A 20447-nucleotide genomic window follows, 5' to 3' on the forward strand; every position below is an offset into this window, starting at 1 on the left:
GGGAACATGACACTGATGCACAAAACCCTGGCTCAATTCGTCGCCGTAACCCTGTCTCTGAGCGCGGTTTCTGCCATGGCAGCCACCAACCTGACCGGCGCTGGCGGTACTTTCCCGGCTCCGGTTTATAACAAGTGGGCTGCGGAGTACAACACCGCAACAGGTACTCAGGTTAACTATCAGGGGATCGGTTCCTCCGGCGGCGTTAAGCAGATCATTGCTAAAACCGTAGATTTCGGTGCGTCTGATGCGCCGATGAAAGACGAAGACCTTGATAAAAATGGTCTGTTCCAGTTTCCGACAGTTATTGGCGGCGTGGTACTGGCGGTTAATATTCCTGGTATCAAATCTGGCCAGCTGATCCTTGACGGCAAAACTGTTGGCGACATCTACCTGGGCAACATCAAAAAGTGGAACGACGCGGCGATCACCAAGCTGAACCCGGGCGTGAAACTGCCGGACTCTGACATCAACGTGGTTCGCCGCGCTGACGGTTCCGGTACCTCTTTCGTGTTCACCAGCTACCTGTCTAAAGTGAACAGCGACTGGAACAGCAAAATCGGTAAAGGCAGCACCGTTAACTGGCCGGTAGGTCTGGGCGGTAAAGGCAACGACGGCGTAGCTGCATTCGTACAGCGTCTGCCGGGTTCAATCGGTTACGTAGAATACGCTTACGCCAAGCAAAACAGCCTGGCGTACACCAAGCTGGTGGATGCGGATGGTAAAGCAATCGAGCCAGGCGAGAAGAGCTTTAGCGATGCTGCTAAAGGCGCAGACTGGAGCAAATCGTTCGCTCAGGATCTGACCTTCCAGAAAGGCGACAACGCGTGGCCAATCACCTCTACCACCTTTATCCTGGTGCACAAAGAGCAGGCTAACGCTGAGAAAGGCGCAGCCGTACTGAAGTTCTTCGACTGGGCTTACAAAAACGGCAGCAAAACCACCGCTGGCCTGGACTACGCTTCACTGCCTGAGTCAGTGGTCACGCAGATCCGCGCAGCATGGAAAGCGAACGTGAAAGACAGCTCCGGTAAAGCTCTGTACTAAGCTTCGGCTGACTATCCCAGGGGTCAGGTTCGCCTGACCCGATACTTATCCGCAGTATCAAAATCGAGAAGACTATGGCTGCAACCAAGCCGACATTCAAAGCCCCCGGCAAACAGGGTGACATTATTTTCGGTGCGCTGGTAAAACTGTCCGCGCTGATTGTTCTGCTCCTCCTCGGTGGCATTATTGTTTCCCTGATATTTTCCTCCTGGCCCAGCATCCATAAATTTGGTTTCTCCTTCCTGTGGACCAAAGAGTGGGATGCGCCTAACGAACAATTCGGTGCGCTGGTTCCGATTTACGGCACCATCGTCACCTCTGTTATTGCCCTGATCATTGCTGTTCCGGTGAGCTTTGGTATTGCACTGTTCTTGACCGAGCTGGCTCCAAACTGGCTGCGCCGCCCTCTTGGCGTGGCAATTGAACTCCTGGCGGCAATCCCAAGTATCGTTTACGGCATGTGGGGCCTGTTTATTTTCGCGCCGCTGTTCGCGAAATACTTCCAGCAGCCGGTCGGTGATGTTCTGTCCAACATCCCGATTGTGGGTGCGCTGTTCTCCGGCCCGGCATTCGGTATCGGTATCCTGGCGGCGGGTATCATCCTGGCGATCATGATCATTCCGTATATCGCCTCGGTGATGCGCGACGTCTTCGAGCAGACGCCGGTGATGATGAAAGAGTCCGCCTACGGCATCGGTTGTACCACCTGGGAAGTCATCTGGCGCGTCGTCCTGCCGTTCACCAAAAATGGCGTGATCGGCGGCGTGATGCTGGGTCTGGGGCGTGCGCTGGGCGAAACGATGGCGGTGACCTTTATTATCGGTAACACCTACCAGCTCGACAGCGCCTCGCTGTTTATGCCGGGCAACAGTATTACCTCGGCACTGGCTAACGAATTTGCTGAAGCCGAGTCCGGCGTGCATACCGCTGCGCTGATGGAGCTGGGGCTGATTCTGTTTGTGATTACCTTCATCGTACTGGCCTGTTCCAAGATGATGATTATGCGTCTGGCGAAAAGTGAAGGAGCGCGCTCATGACCACGATGGAAATGCAGGCTCGCGCTGAGCTGGAAGCGTCGCGCCGTAAAATGCAGTCCTGGCGTCGGACCAAGAACCGTATCGCCCTTACCCTGTCGCTGCTGACCATGGCATTTGGCCTGTTCTGGCTGGTGTGGATCCTGTTCGCCACAGTGACACGCGGCATCGACGGCATGTCTCTGTCGCTGTTTACCGAAAACACCCCTCCGCCAAACACGGCGGGTGGCGGCCTGGCTAACGCCCTGGCGGGCAGCGGCCTGTTGATTTTCTGGTCAACCGCGTTCGGCACACCGTTGGGCATTATGGCGGGGATTTATCTGGCCGAGTACGGCCGTAAGTCCTGGCTGGCTGAAATTATCCGCTTTATTAACGATATCCTGCTCTCAGCACCGTCGATTGTGGTGGGCCTGTTCGTCTACACCATCGTGGTGGCGCAGATGCAGCACTTCTCCGGCTGGGCCGGTGTGGTTGCGCTGGCGCTGTTGCAGATCCCTATCGTTATCCGTACAACGGAAAACATGCTCAAGCTGGTTCCTGACAGCCTGCGTGAAGCGTCCTACGCGCTGGGTACGCCAAAGTGGAAGATGATTTCGGCGATTACGCTTAAAGCGTCAATCTCCGGCATCCTGACCGGCGTGCTACTGGCGATTGCCCGTATTGCCGGGGAAACCGCCCCGCTGCTGTTTACATCACTGTCGAACCAGTTCTGGAGTACCGACATGATGCAGCCGCTGGCGAACCTGCCGGTGACCATCTTTAAGTTCGCTATGAGTCCGTTTGCCGAATGGCAAAGCCTGGCCTGGGCGGGTGTGTTGATTATTACGCTGTGCGTACTGTTACTTAACATCCTGGCACGCGTAGTTTTCGCCAAGAGTAAACATTAATTAAGCAGCGCGGCTGCGGCGGCGCGGACTAAGTGAGAGCAAAATGATTAATACTTCCGCTAAGATGATTCAGGTTCGCGATTTGAACTTCTATTACGGAAAATTCCACGCGCTGAAGAACATCAACCTGGATATTGCGAAAAACCAGGTTACCGCGTTTATCGGTCCGTCCGGCTGTGGTAAATCCACCCTGCTGCGTACCTTTAACAAGATGTTTTCTCTTTACCCGGAGCAGCGTGCGGAAGGCGAAATCCTGCTGGATGGCGACAACATTCTGAATGCCAGCCAGGATATCGCCCTGCTGCGTGCCCGTGTTGGGATGGTGTTCCAGAAGCCAACGCCGTTCCCGATGTCCATCTATGACAACATCGCCTTCGGCGTGCGCCTGTTCGAAAAGCTGTCGCGTGCCGATATGGATGAGCGCGTGCAGTGGGCACTGACCAAAGCCGCGCTGTGGACGGAAACCAAAGACAAGCTGCATCAGAGCGGTTACAGTCTGTCCGGCGGCCAGCAGCAGCGCCTGTGTATCGCGCGCGGCATCGCGATTCGCCCGGAAGTCCTGCTGCTTGATGAGCCTTGCTCAGCGCTGGACCCGATCTCAACCGGCCGCGTTGAAGAGCTGATTACCGAGCTGAAACAGGACTACACCGTGGTGATCGTGACCCACAACATGCAGCAGGCCGCACGCTGCTCCGATCACACTGCGTTTATGTACCTGGGTGAACTGATTGAATTCAGCGATACCGATACGCTGTTTACCAAGCCGGCCCAGAAGCAAACAGAAGATTACATTACCGGCCGCTACGGCTGAAAACAGGCAGTTACCCTTGCCAATTTGCGGTGGCGGACGGTCCGCCCCCAAACTGACTGCGTTCTTAACGCCTGTTTTAAACAGGTCTGGAGTTTGAGATGGAAAGCTTAAATCTGAACAAACACATCTCCGGCCAGTTCAACGCCGAGCTGGAGCATATTCGTACCCAGGTGATGACCATGGGAGGAATGGTGGAGCAGCAGCTGACTGACGCCATTACCGCCATGCATAACCAGGATGGCGAGCTGGCCAACAAAGTGATTGAAGGCGATCACAAGGTCAACATGATGGAAGTGGCGATCGATGAAGCCTGCGTGCGTATCATCGCCAAACGTCAGCCGACCGCCAGCGACCTGCGCCTGGTCATGGCGATCATCAAAACCATCTCCGAGCTGGAACGCATCGGTGACGTGGCGGAGAAGATCAGCCGTACCGCGCTGGAGAAATTTACCCAGCAGCAGCAGCCGCTGCTGGTGAGCCTGGAATCACTGGGCCACCACACCATTGAGATGCTGCACGACGTGCTGGATGCCTTTGCGCGTATGGATCTGAATGCGGCAATTGAAATTTATCGCGAAGATAAGAAGGTTGACCAGGAATATGAGGGCATCGTGCGCCAGCTGATGACCTATATGATGGAAGACCCACGCACCATCCCAAGCGTGCTGACCGCACTGTTCTGCGCGCGCGCCATCGAGCGTATCGGTGACCGCTGCCAGAATATCTGCGAAATCATCTTCTACTTCGTGAAGGGCCAGGATTTCCGCCACGTCGGCGGCGACCAGCTGGATAAACTGCTGGCCGGTGACGACAGCGGCAGCAATCCTGCCTGATAATCAGCGGGGCCGCCAATCGCGGCCTCGCTTTTCCTCTGCTCGCATCTTCATACTGCCGATCTGGTTTTTTTCCGCTGCCGACATTCTCCCCGGCTGTTCTTTTTTTGTTCTACACCTTGTCTGCGACGGCCTCACTGAAGTTTCATTTCTCCGCCAAAGCGTAACCGACGACAACGCTTTTGCCCCACCCGCTGCCCGGCAGATGCAACCGGATTTATTTCAGGTATATACTTGGCGCACAATTTGAACGATATGGCTTTGAAATAATGTCTTCTTCTCCTTCTGCTAAACGTGGCGTGACGCCGGGTAAAGCGATGGTTGCCGCGGTCAGCGGCTATGCAATGGATGGTTTTGACCTGCTGATCCTCGGCTTTATGCTGCCGGCGATCAGCGCCTCGCTGGTGCTTAACGCGTCTCAGGCGGGGTCTCTGGTGACCTGGACGCTAATCGGTGCGGTGATCGGTGGAATTGTCTTTGGTCACCTCAGTGACCGGCTGGGTCGTATACGCGTACTGACCTTCACCATTCTGATGTTCTCGGTGTTTACCGGACTTTGCGCCGTGGCGCAGGGTTACTGGGATCTGCTGGCGTATCGCACCCTGGCCGGTATGGGGCTGGGCGGTGAGTTCGGCATCGGTATGGCGCTGATCGCCGAGGCCTGGCCCGCCAACAAACGTAACCGCGCCTCGGCGTGGGTGGGTATGGGCTGGCAGCTCGGCGTACTGCTGGCGGCGTTTATCACCCCATTCCTGCTGGACATTATCGGCTGGCGCGGCATGTTCCTTGTCGGCTTGCTGCCTGCGCTGGCCTCATTTGCCATCCGTCGCGGCATGGGCGAACCGGAAGCCTTTACGAAGCATGTGGACGTAAACCAGGGGCTGTCGTTCCCGGCGCGCATCCGGCTGCTGTTTGCCGACAGAGCCACTTCGAAAGCCAGTATCGGTATTTTTATCCTCTGTTCGGTGCAAAACTTCGGCTACTACGGGCTGATGATCTGGATGCCGAGCTACCTCTCCTCCAGCTTCGGCTTCTCGCTGACCAAATCTGGCCTGTGGACGGCGGTGACCGTGGTGGGCATGACCTTCGGCATCTGGCTGTTTGGCCTGCTGGCGGATCGCTTCGCGCGCTGGAAAATTTTCCTGATTTATCAGGTTGGCGCAGTGGTGATGGTGGTGGTTTATGCCCAGCTGCGCGATCCGACGGTGATGCTGTTTACCGGCGCGCTGATGGGGATGTTCGTCAACGGTATGATTGGCGGCTACGGCGCGCTGATCTCTGACACCTATCCGGTGAAGGTGCGTGCAACCGCGCAGAACGTCCTGTTCAATCTGGGCCGTGGCGTCGGCGGCTTTGGTCCGCTGGTAATCGGCCTGCTGGTGGGCCAGTGGTCGTTTACCGCCGCGATTACTCTGCTGGCGCTGATCTACCTGCTGGATATCTTCGCCACCCTGTTCCTGCTGCCGAAAAAGCAGGGCAGCGAGGATGTGCTGGGAGCGATTGGCTGATACTGGCCTGGCCCGGATGCGATGACCGTCCGGGCCGAGCGGGTCTGTCGCGTAGAGATCCGCGTTTCACACGGCTGCAGCAGTTCCCCGCTCAGATTGCAGACTCTCACTCCCTTGCTGTTCCGTTAGCGTACGTATTTACATGATGCATAACGTTTCCCTTCAGATTTAATGGGCTGCCGACGATGCGACCAGCCGCTGAAAGGCGCGGCCCTGGCTGTCGAACAGGTAGCAGCACTCTACCGGCAGGCCAACGCCAACGGTATCTCCCACCCGGATCGTTGAGCGTTCGGGATTGCGCACGACCCAGGGTTCACTGACGTTGCCGTTATCCAGATAAAGGTAGGTTTCGTTGCCCATATGCTCAACAAACATCACTTCGCCCTGATATTCACACTGCGCCAGGTTGCCACCGCGGATATGTTCCGGGCGAATACCGATATTGACGCTTTGCCCCTCGGCTTCGGGCGGCGTCGCGATGGGCAGCACCAGTGATTTACCGTTATCCAGCTCCACCACGCTCTGCTGTTCTCCGGCGCGGCGCAGAACCGCCGGGATCAGATTCATTTTCGGTGAGCCAATAAACTGGGCGACAAATTCGTTGGCCGGATGGTCGTACAGCTCCAGCGGCGTGCCAACCTGTTCAATATTTCCCTTATTCAGCACGACGATGCGGTCGGCCAGGGTCATGGCTTCCACCTGATCGTGGGTGACATAAATAATCGTCGAGCCAAGCCGCTTGTGCAGCGAGGCGACCTCCATCCGCATCTGCACGCGCAGTGAGGCATCGAGGTTAGAGAGCGGTTCATCGAACAAAAACAGCCGGGGTTCGCGCACAATCGCCCGGCCAATCGCCACGCGCTGGCGCTGACCGCCGGAGAGATCCTTCGGTCGCCGCTCCAGCAGCGGTTCCAGCTGCAGGATTCCGGCGGTTTCATGCACTCTGCGCGCGATGTCATCCGCCGGATGGCCCGCCAGCTCCAGCGCGAAGGCCATATTCTTGTACACGCTCATATGCGGATAGAGCGCATAGGATTGGAAGACCATGCCGATGCCGCGTTCTGAAGGGCTGTCGTCGTTCACGTAGCTACCGTCGATGTACATGCCGCCGCCGCTGATCTCCTCCAGGCCAGCGATCATGCGCAGCAGCGTGGACTTGCCGCAGCCGGAAGGCCCGACCACCACCATGAACTCGCCGCTGTTAATCTGAAGATCCAGTGACTTAATGACTTCCGCTTTGTTGCCGTAGCGTTTTTGCAGGTTTTTCAGCGTTAATTGCGCCATATTCTCTCCACTCAGCATTTGCGATGGCTAGACGGAGCGCCGCGGCGCCCCGTCCAGGGCTTATTTCAGGTAATCAAGCCACGGGCTTTGACGCGATATCATCACGTTCACCAGTTCAGGAATGGCGCGGCACTTGTCGTTAACCGAATCCACCAGCAGCGCCTGAATCACCAGATCGCGCGAGCCGTTAAGAATTGCCTCTGCGGTCAGATCGTGGATACCAATCTGGTTGCACAGCAGCCCGGCGATGCCGGACGGAACCTCAACCGGAATGCCATGGATGCCTTTACGATCGATAATCGCCGGGACTTCCACCGCGATAAATTCCGGCAGCTGTTTGATAAAGCCACGGTTGGGAATATTGACCGCGGCCTCTTCGTAACCGGAATCGTTGATAATCCCCTCCATGATTGCCACCACCCGCTCTTTCATCTTTAGTTCGATCGATGGCTGAACGTGGCCGAGGTAGTTACGGTAGAAGGTATAGAAGTCGAGGATACCCCGATGATCGCTGACCTCGCTGGCCCAGCGAATGTACTCGCCGAAGTGGCTGTCGCTGGTGATCGGCAGATAATTAAACTTCTGCAAAATTTCCTTAAACAGCGTGCGGTCCGCCCACTCCCAGGCGCTGTCCCGGCCGCCCAGCGCGGCGCGTTCGGTAGCGCCTTCCGTTTCCAGCACTTTTCCGTGGATGCGGGTGTAGGCCAGGATATCGCTGTAGCCCGGCAGGCGGGAGAAATAATCCGGCGCTTTCGCACGAACATCGGCATAGGCATCCTCGCCGCTGTCCTTGTAGCGCGCTTCCAGCAGCACGCTGAAGTGGTTAAGCCCCCCCGCTCGCAGGCTGAGATTATCAAAGGATGTTCCTAACATTTCCGGCAGATAGCGCTCCAGCGAGGCGATTTCGTGGCACATGCCGACAAAGTTCAGCTCCGGGAAGCGGCGATTTACGGTGGTACAAATGCGGCTCATCGGGTTGGAGTAGTTAAATACCCAGGCCTGCGGGCAGATATCGGCAATATCGGCGCAGATATCCAGAATCGGCGGGATGATGCGCAGCGAGTGGAACAGGCCGCCGGGGCCGCCGTTTTCGCCGTACACCTGCTGAATGCCGTACTGCTGCGGGATCTGCCAGTCGAGATCCCACAGCGCGAAGCGATCGCCCACTTCAATAGAGATAATCACAAACTCCGCGCCGCGCAGGGCTTCCCGGCGGTCGGTGGTGGCGCTGATGATAAAGGGCAGATCTTCATGGGCAATAAAATCACGTGCGGTTTTTTCCGTCACCGCCAGCGCGGCAGGATTGATATCGAGCAGCACGATCTCGCTGCCGTACAGCGTGGTACTCTGGAAAATATCCCCGAGCGTGCCGTAGCCGAACTGTGCACTGCCCGCACCCACTAAAACGATTTTTGTAGCCATTTGCTTATCTCCTTGAGGTAAATCGACATTAGCCTTTAACTGCGCCGTTAGTTAATCCGCTGACGATGCGGCGCTGGAACAGCAGCACCAGTCCGACGATCGGCAGCGTGACGATGACCGAGGCCGCCATGATGGTGCCCCACGGAAGTTCATATTGAGAGGCACCCTGTAGCATGCCGATAGCGACGGGCACGGTGCGTTTGCCGCTGGAAATTACGAAGGTCAGCGCGAACATGAACTCATTCCATGCGCCGATAAACGCCAGCAGCCCGGTGGTAACCAGCGACGGCCCCATAATGGGGGCGAAAACGCGGGTGATAATGGTCCAGGTACTGGCACCGTCGACGATTGCCGCCTCTTCCAGCTCCACCGGGATAGCGCGCATAAAGGTGGTCAGCACCCAGACGGTAAACGGCAGCGAGAAGGTGGTGTAAGAGAGCACCAGCGCGCCCAGTGAGTCGTACAGGCCCATAAAGCGCACCAGCTCGAACATGCCGGAAAGCACTGCCACCTGCGGAAACATCGAAACGCAGAGGATGGTAAACAGCAGGTATTTGCGGCCGCGAAAGCGGATGCGCGCCAGCGCAAACGCGGCGGTGATGGAAACCAGCAGGCACAGGCCTACCGTCAGGGTCGCCACCGTTATCGAGTTCAGCAGGCTGCGGGCAATGCCGCTTTCCATCAGTGCATTCAGGTAGTTGCCCCAGTTCAGCCCGTCCGGCAGATAGCTGACGCGAAACAGGTCTTTCCCCTCGCGCAGCGAGGTGACAATGGCGTAATAAAACGGGAACAGGCAGAGAATACTGGCCAGCGCCGCGCCGGAAAAAATCAGCGCCTTATGGCCCATTCGCTGCTGGTGACGGCTCAGTTTCATTTGTCTTCTCCGTTATTGAAGCGGCCCGCCGCCAGGAAGCAGGCGGCGATACCCGCGACCATCATGAACACCAGTACCGAGGCGGCAGAGCCGGAACCCATCTGCTGATAGCTGACCATCAGATCGCGGGCATAGCCGGAGACCGATACCGTGGCTTCGCTGTTGGAGGTCAGGACGTAAATCAGGTCAAACACCCGCAGCGCATCCATCACGCGGAAAATCAGCGCAACGATCATCGCGGGCATAATCAGCGGCAGCGTAATGCGGCGGAAACGCTGCCAGGCGTTGGCCCCGTCAACCCGGGCGGCTTCATACAGATCGCCGGGGATCAGCTGCAGCGCGGCCAGCAGCATCAGCGCCATAAACGGCGTGGTTTTCCATACGTCGGCGATAATCACCGCCCACATCGACAGATTCGGTTCTGCCACCCAGGCCAGCGGCGTACTGATAACGCCCAGTTTCAGCAGCAGGTCGTTCACCACGCCGTACTGATCGTGGAACATCCAGCCCCACATCTTGGCGGAGACGATCGTCGGGATAGCCCAGGGAACCAGAATGGCGGTGCGCACCAGGCCCTGACCGCGAAACTTCTGGTTCATCAGCAGCGCCAGCAACATGCCGAACACCAGCTCCAGCGATACCGAAATCAGGCTGAAGCGCAGCGTATTGCCCACCGCCAGCCACCACTGCGGATCGGCCAGGATGCCGAAGCGATGGCCGCCGTCGGCGAAGTCGAGGTAGTTAGCGAAGCCGACGAAACGATAATCGTCCGGCGTATCCAGCATGGCATCGGTGAAGCTGTAGAACAGGGTGCGTAACAGCGGCCATCCTGCCACTGTCGCCAGCAGCAGCATAGCGGGTGCCACCAGCAGCCAGGCCACGCGGCTGCGACGCTGTTGATGATTCAGTTTGCTGCGTTTCGCCGAGGTTACCGCGTGCGGCTCCGGCGTTGCCGTCAGGGATAAGGAACGCGTTTCATCTTTCATCGTGCAGGCTCCGGTAGGTTTACAGGGCGATATCAGCGCCACTCTCTGGCTTTGATTCTTTCCAGGCGCTGCTGCAGACCAGCGACTGCCGTTGCGCCATCGCTGCTGCCGCGAAGCACATTAAAGGTGGCGTTGTAGATCGCCCGGGAAACCTGGGCGTACTGGCGTTTGGTCTGGGTGGCCGGGCGCGGAATGGCCCTGGCGATTATCTCCTTAAAGCTGGCCAGATAGGGCACCTGGGCCAGCACCTGCGGATCGTCATACAGTGCGATGCGCGACGGCGGCCAGCCCATCAGCGTCAGCCCTTCGCGCTGCGATTTGGCATCGCTGACGATTTTCAGCAGTTCGAAGGCGGCATCGGGGTTTTTGGTGTAGGCGCTGATCGCCCACTGCCAGCCGCCAAGTGTACTGAGTGAACGACCTTCATCGCCTGCGGGCAGCGGCATCAGGCCCACTTTGCCCTTGATTGCGCTGCTGCTGTCCTGGGTCAGAACCCAGGCGTACAGCCAGTTGCGCATAAACAGCGCATCGCCGTTCTGGAATACCGCGCGTGACTCCTCTTCCATGTAGCCCAGCGCGCCGCGCGGCACGATGTTGCCGATCCAGCCCGCGGCTTTATCGAGCGCCTGCGCCGCCTGCGGGTTATTGATGGTGATCGCGCCGTCCTGGGTAATGAAGTCGCCACCGCTCTGCGAAGCCACCCACTCCAGCGCGTTGCAGGTCAGCCCCTCGTAGGATTTGCCCTGAAACACCAGGCCCCAAAAGTTTTTATGCCCGGCCTCGCGTTCCTGCTGCTGAATGCGCGTGCTGATGCGGGCCATCTCATCCCAGGTTTTTGGCGGCTGTTCGCCGTAGCGCTCAAGCAGGTCTTTGCGGTAATAGAGCGCGCCGGTATCCAGAAAAGCGGGTACGGCTTTGACCCGACCGTTAACCACGTTGTTTTGCCAGGCGGAGGGGAAGAAATCGTCGCGCATCGAGCCGACGCGATCGGTGAGATCCAGCAGGTGCTTGTTCAGTACGCCGATCCACACGGTATCCGCCTGAAACAGGTCGATGGCGCTGCTGTCTTTCGCCGCAAACAGCTGTTGAAACAGCGACAGCTTTTCATCCGAGGCGCGGGGGAGATCGATAAATTCCAGCGTATGGCCGGTTTGCGCTTCAAAGCGCTGCTTGATGTCATTACAGAACTGGCGGCCTTCCCTGCTGGGTGGGCACTCCATACGCAGGGTATCGGCCAGGGTGGGAGCGGATAGCAGCGCCGCCGCGCAGACAAGCAGGCTCGGAATCACTTTTCTCATGACGTCCTCTCAGTTAGCGGCCGGGTGCCGTTACCGGACAAGCTAGCGAAAGCGGATCATTGAAGGAAATCGATTTAATTGGCTATGCTATAGAAAATATCTATGTCACTTGCGGAAAATATGATCGTGGACAAAATTTTACGTCAGTTTATCGAAGTCGCGATGTTGGGAAATGTGAGCCATGCGGCAAACAAACTTTGCCTGAGTCAGCCCACGCTGACCCATAACATGAAGAAACTGGAAGAGAATTTAGGCGTGCAGCTGCTGGAGCGCACCTCAACCGGGGTGAATACCACGGAATTTGGTGAGCTGCTGCTGGAGCAGGCCCAGATGATGCAGCGCATCTACGATAACACCCTGATTAAGCTGGCTTCGATAAAAGCCCGACAGGGGCAGAGCCTGCGGATGGGGGCGGGACATGCCTGGTGGTATATGTTCGTTCGCGACAGCTTTAACGCCTATCGCACCCTGCATCCCACGGTCAATATTCATATCGATCTCGGCAATCACCTGCGCCTGATGGATCTGCTGCTGGGGGGCGATATCGATCTGTTTATCGGCCATGAAATCAAAGGATTGAATCCGAAGGCGGGCATCAGTTTTCTGCCGCTGTTCAGCACGCGCGATAGCATGTTTGTCCGCGGCGGGCATCCGCTGCTGGGCAGGCCGGTGGAGGAGTACGAGCTGCTGGGATACCCCTATGTGGAGCTGACGCCGGACGAGAGCCGCTACCAGCATATGATGGATGATATGCAGCACAAAAGGCAGGCGCGTAATCGTCTGCACCTGGCCGAACGGGTGATCTGGTCTACCAGCTCAATGATGTCGGCGGTGGATATGATTAACGACTCTGACGCAATGATGCTGAACTACCCTTCCTGCATGGCGGGGTATTTTGCCCGGTATGGTCTTGAGCCTTTGCAGCTGGCAGAAGAAAGCCAGCCGTGTACGGTCGGCATCTATTTGATGCGGGAAAAGGCCGATGCGCCCCATGTGGTGCAAATGCAGGAGCTGTTACATCAGTTCCTTGAACCGGTTCGCCATCTGGTGTCGTAGCTACTTTTCACCGACCAGCTCGATCAGCGCCTGATACAGCGGCCGCGCCTGGCCCGGCCCCATCACCAGCTGGAACTCAGTAAGCTGCGGGGCAAGGGTGACCTCCAGCAGCGCTCTGACCGGGGGCTGCTGCTCAATCAGCTGCCGGTCAATTTGGGTGTTATCGTGCAGTTTTAACCGAACGCGGCTGGCGCAGTAGCGCAGTGCGGCGACGTTATCCGCGCCGCCGAGTGCCGCAAGTACGGCGGTAGCAAGTCGTTGGTTTTCCATATTCTCTCCTGGCCGATGCCTTTGCTGTAGCAGCATAGGGTCAGGGAGGGGATGAAGTGAAATTGATTTATTCCGGCCGGATATAGACAGTTTCTATATCCGGCGCTGGCCCGGCCGCTAGCGCGTCAGCTGCCAGCCTTTTTCACGCCACAGGGCGGGAAGCTGCGCCATATCGGTAAATACGGTGACCAGCGGATGGTCGATAGCGGGATTGTGCGCGTCCGCGCAGTAGTAAAATACCGGAATACCGGCGGCGATCCCGGCATTTGCCCCGGCTTCGGAGTCATCCACCAGGATGCAATGCTCAATCGGGATGCCCATCTGCTGCGCGGCGTGGTGCATCAGCTCCGGCTCGGGCTTCCAGTGCTGGATATCGTAGCCGCTGTAGAGGCGATCGCTGAAAAACGGCAGCAGCCCGGTCAGGCCCAGCGAGTGCTGCATTTTCGGTACCGTACCGTTGGATACGACACACATTGGCACCTGAATGCTTTCGACCAGCGCTTTAGCGCCGGGGATCGCCTTCAGTTCCCGATCGAACAGTCTTGCTACTTCGGCGCGATAGGCCGGTTCAAGCACCTCAACCGGGGTGGTCAGGCCATGCTGTTCGCAGACATCGGCCACGATGTCATACAGTTTTACGCCTTTATATTTCTCGAACATCTCCTGCAGCGAAAGCGTAACGCCAAACTGCGCAAAGGTATTCACATAGCCCTGGGTACAGAGCACTTCGCTGTCTACCAGCGTTCCATCACAATCAAAAAATACACACTCCACTGACATCTGTGCGTCCTTCAGGTCGGTTAGGCTTTCTTTTCTACTTTACGCGACTGTAGCAGGATTGCGACTGCAAATGTCAATTACGGTTAATGGTAGTGATACGACGGCGAAAACAGCGCAATCGGTTGCGAAAAAACCGGTTACCCCCCATCCAAAACGCATCATTATGGGGTAGGATAGCCGTCGACATTTTTCTCCGTTTCTGGAAACACATAATGACTAATCCCGGTTTGTTACAACGGATTTTTAAATTGCAGGAGCATGGCACCACAGCACGCACTGAGGTGATTGCCGGCTTCACCACGTTTCTGACGATGGTGTACATCGTTTTTGTTAACCCGCAGATTCTCGGCGTGGCCGGCATGGATACGCAGGCGGTGTTTGTCACCACCTGCCTGATCGCCGCAGCCGGTAGCATCCTGATGGGGCTGGTGGCTAATCTGCCGGTTGCGCTGGCACCGGCAATGGGCCTGAACGCCTTCTTTGCCTTCGTGGTGGTGGGTGCGATGGGCATCTCCTGGCAGGTCGGTATGGGTGCGATCTTCTGGGGCGCGACCGGCCTGCTGCTGCTGACCATTTTCCGCGTGCGCTACTGGATGATCTCGAATATCCCGGTCAGCCTGCGTGTGGGCATCACCGCCGGTATCGGGCTGTTTATCGCGATGATGGGCCTGAAAAATGCCGGGATCATCGTGCCTAACGAAGCCACGCTGGTCAGCGTCGGCAATCTGACCTCGCACAGTGTGCTGCTGGGTGCGCTGGGCTTCTTTATCATCGCGATTCTGGCATCCCGCAATATTCACGCGGCGGTACTGGTGTCCATCGTGGTGACCACCGGGATTGGCCTGGCGATTGGTGATGTGAAATACACCGATATTTTCTCTGCGCCGCCGCCGGTTACGTCGGTGCTGGGCCAGGTGGATCTCGCTGGCTCACTGAATATCGGTATGGCCGGGATTATCTTCTCCTTTATGCTGGTCAACCTGTTTGACTCCTCCGGCACGCTGATCGGCGTTACCGATAAGGCCGGTCTGACCGATGAAAAAGGCACATTCCCACGCATGAAGCAGGCGCTGTACGTTGACAGCATCAGCTCGGTAGCCGGTTCATTTATCGGTACTTCCTCCGTGACTGCCTACATCGAAAGCTCTTCCGGCGTGTCCGTCGGCGGGCGCACGGGGCTGATGGCGGTCGTCACCGGAATTCTGTTCCTGCTGGTGATGTTCCTGTCTCCGCTGGCCGGCATGGTGCCCGCCTATGCGGCAGCCGGTGCGCTGATTTACGTTGGCGTACTGATGACGTCCAGCCTTGCACGCGTGAAGTGGGACGATCTGACCGAAGCCGTCCCGGCCTTTGTCACCGCCGCGATGATGCCGTTCAGCTTCTCGATTACCGAAGGGATCGCGCTGGGCTTTATCTCTTACTGCGTGATGAAGCTGGGAACCGGCCGCTGGCGTGAAATCAGCCCGTGCGTGGTCGTGGTGGCGCTGCTGTTCGTGCTGAAGATTGTCTTCGTAGACGCACATTAAGCGCTCTGCAACAGCAGGGTGGCCTTGTGCCACCCTGCTATCAGGAATAGTAGTGCTGCTTCTCGGCGGGCAGACTGGTTAAACGCAGTGCCCGTGGCCCCATATTTAACGAATAGACGTTAATACTCTGCAGTGAATTCCACCCTTCAGTATCGTCATACTCCCACAGCTGTAGCCGATCGGTTCCCGGAGAGAGCGCGCAGGACCAGACCATCAGCGCTTCCACATCACAGATAGCCTGAATATCGGCCAGCGTTGAAGAACGCAGCCTTCCCGAAGCGGGATGCAGGCGCAGGGCATCAAAACCACCGTTACCTTCTCCGGTCATCTTCAGAATACTTTGGCGTAGAGTCCAAATCTGGGTACAGGCTTCAGACGGATCGTTCTGGGCGTTAATCCAGGCTTTTTCACCGGATGAAAAAGAGTGCAGGTACTGCTCTAAAGTCTGGCGGCTGTGCGCGCGAACAATTTCCATATCCAGACCGGCGCGGCAGCCCTCTTCCGCCAGCAGAACACCCACCACATTACCGGCATAGGAGATGCTGAAATCAGGAAGGTCGGGATCGGAAAAACAAGGGCGCCCGCCCTCAGCAAGGCGGATATCAGGGAGCTGGGGGATGCCGTAGACCCGCAGCATCAGTTCCGCCAGCAGCGTTCTGGCCGCGAGGTAGCGGCGTCGACGTCTCTCCGCCAGACTGGCTGAATGCTCTACCAGCTGCAGCGGAAGTCGGTGAACCTGTGCTTTCGTCTGGACAAGTGTCCATCGTGCAAAATGACTTGCCATCTGTCACTCCATGAAAATGGTCGGGTAATCATCAACTCTATTGTAAGAATAATCCTACGAATTTTCACCCGCGATTCCCTTAACGGGGCGAAATTCGGATTAATATTATTTCTCCTGGGGTTAAACCGAGAAGATCAATACGTAATAGGAAAACAGCCAGATAATCATCGCTTTTAATGCCATTTTCACAGCATAAACACCACAAACCCGCTAAATCTTGATCATTCCCCGCTATATCCTTCCGTTGAACACCTGCTGCTGCATTTGCAGCATCTAAACAACATTTATGCTGCAAATGCAGCATTTTCTCTCAGGGTTTTTAAGTCTAATTAACTGAATTAAAAGGAAAATAACCATTTCCAACTTTGGCACGCATTCTGCTTACGTTCTTATAACTTAAAGGTTGGTTTGTATATTTATAAATTGCAAATAGTTATATGAGAAAGCGGCAAAGCGATCGAAAGCGCTGCTGACCAGGAGAGAAATATGTCGTTATCAGAACTATCCCCGACCTCGCTGGCGGCACTGCGACAATCGCCGTTAGCGGGTTACTCAGCCGAAACGGCCAGAGCCAGAAAGCCGGGCGCATCGCTACAGCTTTCTGGTATTTCGCTCTCATTTGGCGGGGTTAAGGCCTTAAGTGACGTCTCGCTGCGGGCGGAACCTTCATCGTTAATGGCGATTATCGGCCCGAATGGCGCGGGGAAAAGCACCCTGCTGAATGTGATTTCCGGTATTTACCGGCCCGATCGCGGCGAGATCGGTCTTGATGAGCATCGTTTTCGTTCAATTCGCCCGGAAAAGCTCGCCAGTGCGGGCGTGTCTCGGACCTTCCAGAATCTTGCGCTGTTTAGCGGCCTTTCAGTGGTCGATAACATTTTGCAGGGGCTGGCACACCGTCGGGAAACATCTCTGCTGAGCGAGGTTTTCGGACTGCGGCGCGCACGGCATGAGAGTGCCAGTCAGCTTCAACAGGCGCAGGCGGTGATGAATTTTTTCGGTCTGGATGCGGTGGCATCGCGCCTGACGACCAGTTTGTCCTACGGCATGCAAAAACGCGTTGAGCTGGCGAGAGCGCTGGTTGCCCACCCTCGCCTGTTGCTGCTCGACGAACCGATGGCGGGAATGACGCTGGCGGATAAACAGCAGCTTAGCGAGCTTATTCGCGAGATACGCCGCCATTTCGGCACCACCATTTTGCTGATCGAGCACGATATTGCGGTGGTGATGAGCCTGTCCGATCGCGTTGTGGTACTGGAGTACGGGCGTAATATCGCGACGGGAACGCCGGATGAGATCCGGCAAAATCCGGCGGTGATTGCCGCCTATCTGGGTTCAGCGGCGGAAACTACCGCACCGGGAGCCCGAGGATGAATATTGACTGGCTGTTCCTGATTGAAGTTAGCGTCGGTGGCCTGCTGTCGGGGGTGATGTATTCACTGGTCGCGCTGGGGTTTGTGCTGGTCTACAAAAGCTCCGGCGTCTTCAACTTTGCCCAGGGTTCGATGCTGCTGTTCTCGGCACTCACCTTCGTTTGCCTGATCGAACGCGGCTGGACGGTATGGGCGGTGCTTCCCATTACCCTGGTGGCGATTTCGCTGCTCGGCATGCTGATTGAATTCTCCGTGCTGCGGCCGTTAGTGAATCAGCCGCCGATCGTGCTGTTCGTTGCCACGCTTGGCGTGTCGTACATCATCGAGGGTGCTGCACAGCTGTTGTGGGGAACGCAGGTTCACGCACTGGACCTGGGCATCGACGACACGCCGTTTGAAGTTGGCGGCGTGCTGATCAGCCAGTTCGATCTGTTTGCCGCCGGCGTTGCCGGGTTGATGGTACTGCTGCTGAGCCTGTTCTTTCGCTATACGCACACCGGACTGGCGTTCCGTGCGGTGGCGGATGACACCTTTGCCGGGCTGGCGGTAGGCCTGAATATTGGCCGCCTGTGGGCGGTGGTCTGGGCGGCGGCAGGGATTGTCGCGCTGGTTGCCGGGCTGCTGTGGGGGGCAAGGCTGGGCGTACAGTTCTCACTGTCTCTGGTGGTTCTGAAAGCGCTGCCGGTTCTGGTACTGGGCGGATTTGATTCGGTGGCCGGGGTGATCGTTGCCGGGCTGCTGGTTGGCCTGATCGAAAAGCTGGGATCGGTGTATCTCGGTCCGCTGCTGGGCGGCGGAATCGACAGCTGGATCGCCTACGCCGTAGCGCTGCTATTCCTGCTGATCCGTCCTGCGGGCCTGTTTGGCTCCCACCGCTTATCGAGGCTGTAACGATGTTGACTCTCTCACCGGACGTTCGTCGTACCCTGCCTCGCCTCAGTGCTGGCGGGATTATTCTACCCGCCGTGGCGTTTATTCTGCTGCCGCTGATCGGTAACGAATACCTGTTTGATGCGGTACTCACGCCGTTCCTCGCGCTGTCGCTGGCTGCGCTGGGGCTGAACGTGCTGGCAGGCTATACCGGGCAGATCTCCCTCGGCAGCGCCGCCTTTATGGCGGTGGGTGCCTACGCCGCGCTGAATCTGATTGGTCGCCTGGACCTGCCGCTGCCGTTGGTGTTACTGCTGGCAGGCGGTATCAGTGCACTGCTGGGACTGATCTTCGGCCTGCCGAGCCTGCGGCTCAGCAGTTTTTATCTGGCGATTTCTACCCTGGCGACGCAGTTCTTTGTCCAGTGGGCGCTGAACAACTTTAGCTGGTTTTCGATGAACAGCGCGTCCGGCGTGGTATCGGTGGCTCCGCTGCACCTGGGTGCGTGGATCATCGACAGCTCCGAGCGTCGCTATCTGTTTACCCTGACGGTGGTCAGTTTGTTGACCTGGCTGGTCTGGCGGCTGGTTAACAGCTCGGCCGGGCGCAACTTTATCGCCGTACGTGACAACCCGCTGGCGGCGAGAGCGATCGGTGTACCGGTGCTGCGAACCCGGATGATCGCCTTCGGCTTCTCCTCTTTTATTATCGGCATTGCCGGCGTGCTGTGGTCATTCACCTATCTGCGCAACGTCGAACCGGCGGGTTTCAATCTGGATCGCTCATTCCAGCTGCTGTTTATCATCATTATCGGGGGATTAGGCACGGTTCGCGGCGCGTTTCTTGGCGCGGCGCTGCTGACGCTGTTTCCGCTGCTGCTTTCCCGGCTTGGCGCATGGCTGTTTGGCCAGCAGGTGGATTCCGGCGTGCTGGAGCTGGTGCAGAACATCATTGTCGGCGTTTTGCTGATCGGGTTCCTGATTGCCGAACCAAAAGGGCTGGCGGCGCTGACGCAGCGGCTGGCGTCGTACTTCACCTCGCGGAGAACATCATGACTGACCGTAACGCGCTGCTTGAGGTAGCGCACCTCAGCGCCCGCTATCAGCGCCATATCGTGGCACTGGAGGATATTTCGCTCACCGTTGGCGAAGGGGAAATTGTGGCGCTGCTCGGGCGCAACGGCGTAGGGAAATCGACCACCCTGCAGGCGATCTCACACCTGCTGCCCGCGCGTCGCGGTGAGGTCAGCGCGGGCCGCGTGCTGTGGCGCGGCGCGGATATTACCGCCGAAGCCCCGCACCGGCTGGTGAAGCGCGGCATCGTCCCGGTACTGGAAGGGCGGCACTGCTTTGTGTCACTGACCCTGGAAGAAAACCTGATCGCCGGGGCGCTGGCACGTTCGGCCTCCCGGGCGGAGATACGCCAGGGACTGGAGGAGATCTATCAGATTTTTCCACGGCTGAAGGACAAACGACAGCTAGCCGCCGGGCTGGCTTCCGGCGGCGAACAGCAGATGGCGGCCATCGGCCGCGCGCTGATGGCGAAACCCCAGCTGCTGCTGCTGGACGAACCCTCAATGGGCCTGGCTCCGCTGATTGTTGAAGAGATTTTTGCGGTGCTGACCCGCCTTAACCAGCAGCAAAAGCTATCGATTCTGGTAGCGGAACAGAATTCCACGGTGGCCTTACGCCATGCCCATCGCGCTTATGTGCTGGATACCGGCAGCGTGGCGCTTTCCGGTGATGCGCAGGCACTAAGCCAGCAGGAAGACGTACAGAGAATTTATCTGGGATTTTCAGCATAA

The 20447-nt window shown here is 57.4% G+C and carries 21 protein-coding genes; 12 read left to right on the plus strand and 9 right to left on the minus strand.

The window, feature by feature from the left end; all coding sequences use genetic code 11:
* The first annotated feature begins 6 nt into the window (after positions 1–6).
* From pstS to IBT46_RS11955, 6 genes are all read left to right on the plus strand, one after another.
* A complete protein-coding gene (pstS, locus tag IBT46_RS11930) occupies positions 7–1047 on the plus strand; it encodes a phosphate ABC transporter substrate-binding protein PstS (protein ID WP_200545841.1) in 1041 nt (346 codons plus the stop codon).
* Positions 1048–1121: 74 nt separating this feature from the next.
* A complete protein-coding gene (pstC, locus tag IBT46_RS11935) occupies positions 1122–2084 on the plus strand; it encodes a phosphate ABC transporter permease PstC (protein ID WP_105595297.1) in 963 nt (320 codons plus the stop codon).
* Positions 2081–2968, plus strand: coding sequence for a phosphate ABC transporter permease PstA (pstA, locus tag IBT46_RS11940; RefSeq protein WP_200545842.1), 888 nt, complete (start codon positions 2081–2083; stop codon positions 2966–2968). The genes pstC and pstA overlap by 4 nt, the downstream gene beginning before the upstream one ends.
* A 43-nt stretch (positions 2969–3011) precedes the next feature.
* Positions 3012–3779, plus strand: coding sequence for a phosphate ABC transporter ATP-binding protein PstB (gene pstB / locus IBT46_RS11945; RefSeq protein ID WP_105595299.1), 768 nt, complete (start codon positions 3012–3014; stop codon positions 3777–3779).
* Between the two features lie 98 nt (positions 3780–3877).
* Positions 3878–4612, plus strand: a complete 735-nt coding sequence (gene phoU / locus IBT46_RS11950; protein ID WP_105595300.1) for a phosphate signaling complex protein PhoU — start codon at positions 3878–3880, stop codon at positions 4610–4612.
* A 269-nt stretch (positions 4613–4881) separates the two neighbouring features.
* Positions 4882–6120, plus strand: a complete 1239-nt coding sequence (locus IBT46_RS11955; RefSeq protein ID WP_200545843.1) for an MFS transporter — start codon at positions 4882–4884, stop codon at positions 6118–6120.
* Positions 6121–6288: 168 nt separating this feature from the next.
* On the opposite strand, the gene IBT46_RS11960 is transcribed toward IBT46_RS11955, so the two are convergent.
* From IBT46_RS11960 to IBT46_RS11980, 5 genes are read right to left on the minus strand one after another with little or no spacing between them, the layout of a single operon-like run.
* Positions 6289–7404, minus strand: coding sequence for an ABC transporter ATP-binding protein (locus IBT46_RS11960; RefSeq protein ID WP_200545844.1), 1116 nt, complete (start codon positions 7402–7404; stop codon positions 6289–6291).
* 60 nt (positions 7405–7464) lie between these two features.
* A complete protein-coding gene (locus IBT46_RS11965) occupies positions 7465–8826 on the minus strand; it encodes an alpha-glucosidase (protein WP_200545845.1) in 1362 nt (453 codons plus the stop codon).
* Positions 8827–8854: 28 nt separating this feature from the next.
* Positions 8855–9700, minus strand: coding sequence for a carbohydrate ABC transporter permease (locus IBT46_RS11970; protein WP_105595304.1), 846 nt, complete (start codon positions 9698–9700; stop codon positions 8855–8857).
* Positions 9697–10686, minus strand: coding sequence for a carbohydrate ABC transporter permease (locus tag IBT46_RS11975; RefSeq protein ID WP_105595305.1), 990 nt, complete (start codon positions 10684–10686; stop codon positions 9697–9699). The genes IBT46_RS11970 and IBT46_RS11975 overlap by 4 nt, the downstream gene beginning before the upstream one ends.
* 32 nt (positions 10687–10718) lie before the next feature.
* Positions 10719–11984, minus strand: a complete 1266-nt coding sequence (locus IBT46_RS11980; protein ID WP_200545846.1) for an ABC transporter substrate-binding protein — start codon at positions 11982–11984, stop codon at positions 10719–10721.
* 120 nt (positions 11985–12104) lie between these two features.
* Between IBT46_RS11980 and IBT46_RS11985 the strand changes: the two genes are divergently transcribed.
* Positions 12105–13040: a LysR family transcriptional regulator gene (locus tag IBT46_RS11985; RefSeq protein ID WP_105595332.1), complete on the plus strand. Its 936-nt coding sequence runs from the start codon at positions 12105–12107 to the stop codon at positions 13038–13040.
* Here IBT46_RS11985 and IBT46_RS11990 read toward each other — a convergent pair whose 3' ends face one another.
* Both IBT46_RS11990 and yieH read right to left on the minus strand, forming a co-directional pair.
* Entirely contained in the window at positions 13041–13310 is a 270-nt protein-coding gene (locus IBT46_RS11990) for a PTS transporter subunit EIIB (RefSeq protein WP_200545847.1), read from the minus strand.
* 117 nt (positions 13311–13427) lie between these two features.
* Positions 13428–14090, minus strand: coding sequence for a 6-phosphogluconate phosphatase (yieH, locus tag IBT46_RS11995; RefSeq protein ID WP_200545848.1), 663 nt, complete (start codon positions 14088–14090; stop codon positions 13428–13430).
* Between the two features lie 212 nt (positions 14091–14302).
* Here yieH and IBT46_RS12000 point away from each other — a divergent pair, with 212 nt between their 5' ends.
* Complete coding sequence (locus IBT46_RS12000; RefSeq protein WP_200545849.1) at positions 14303–15616, plus strand: NCS2 family permease; 1314 nt, start codon at positions 14303–14305, stop codon at positions 15614–15616.
* A gap of 40 nt (positions 15617–15656) precedes the next feature.
* On the opposite strand, the gene IBT46_RS12005 is transcribed toward IBT46_RS12000, so the two are convergent.
* Complete coding sequence (locus IBT46_RS12005) at positions 15657–16400, minus strand: 4'-phosphopantetheinyl transferase superfamily protein (protein WP_200545850.1); 744 nt, start codon at positions 16398–16400, stop codon at positions 15657–15659.
* 79 nt (positions 16401–16479) lie between these two features.
* A complete protein-coding gene (locus IBT46_RS12010; RefSeq protein WP_200545851.1) occupies positions 16480–16704 on the minus strand; it encodes a hypothetical protein in 225 nt (74 codons plus the stop codon).
* Between the two features lie 182 nt (positions 16705–16886).
* On the opposite strand from IBT46_RS12010, the gene IBT46_RS12015 reads away from it, so the two are divergent.
* The 4 genes from IBT46_RS12015 to IBT46_RS12030 are packed head-to-tail and all read left to right on the plus strand — an operon-like array spanning position 16887 to position 20447.
* Positions 16887–17774: an ABC transporter ATP-binding protein gene (locus IBT46_RS12015; protein ID WP_200545852.1), complete on the plus strand. Its 888-nt coding sequence runs from the start codon at positions 16887–16889 to the stop codon at positions 17772–17774.
* Entirely contained in the window at positions 17771–18664 is an 894-nt protein-coding gene (locus IBT46_RS12020; RefSeq protein WP_200545853.1) for a branched-chain amino acid ABC transporter permease, read from the plus strand. Before IBT46_RS12015 ends, IBT46_RS12020 begins: the two co-directional genes overlap by 4 nt.
* 2 nt (positions 18665–18666) lie before the next feature.
* Positions 18667–19698 (plus strand): branched-chain amino acid ABC transporter permease, encoded by a 1032-nt coding sequence (locus IBT46_RS12025; RefSeq protein ID WP_200545854.1) that lies wholly within the window; start codon positions 18667–18669, stop codon positions 19696–19698.
* Complete coding sequence (locus tag IBT46_RS12030) at positions 19695–20447, plus strand: ABC transporter ATP-binding protein (protein ID WP_200545855.1); 753 nt, start codon at positions 19695–19697, stop codon at positions 20445–20447. Before IBT46_RS12025 ends, IBT46_RS12030 begins: the two co-directional genes overlap by 4 nt.

The sequence above is a fragment of the Erwinia sp. S38 genome, assembly GCF_016624545.1.
Lineage (GTDB): Bacteria > Pseudomonadota > Gammaproteobacteria > Enterobacterales > Enterobacteriaceae > Erwinia > Erwinia coffeiphila.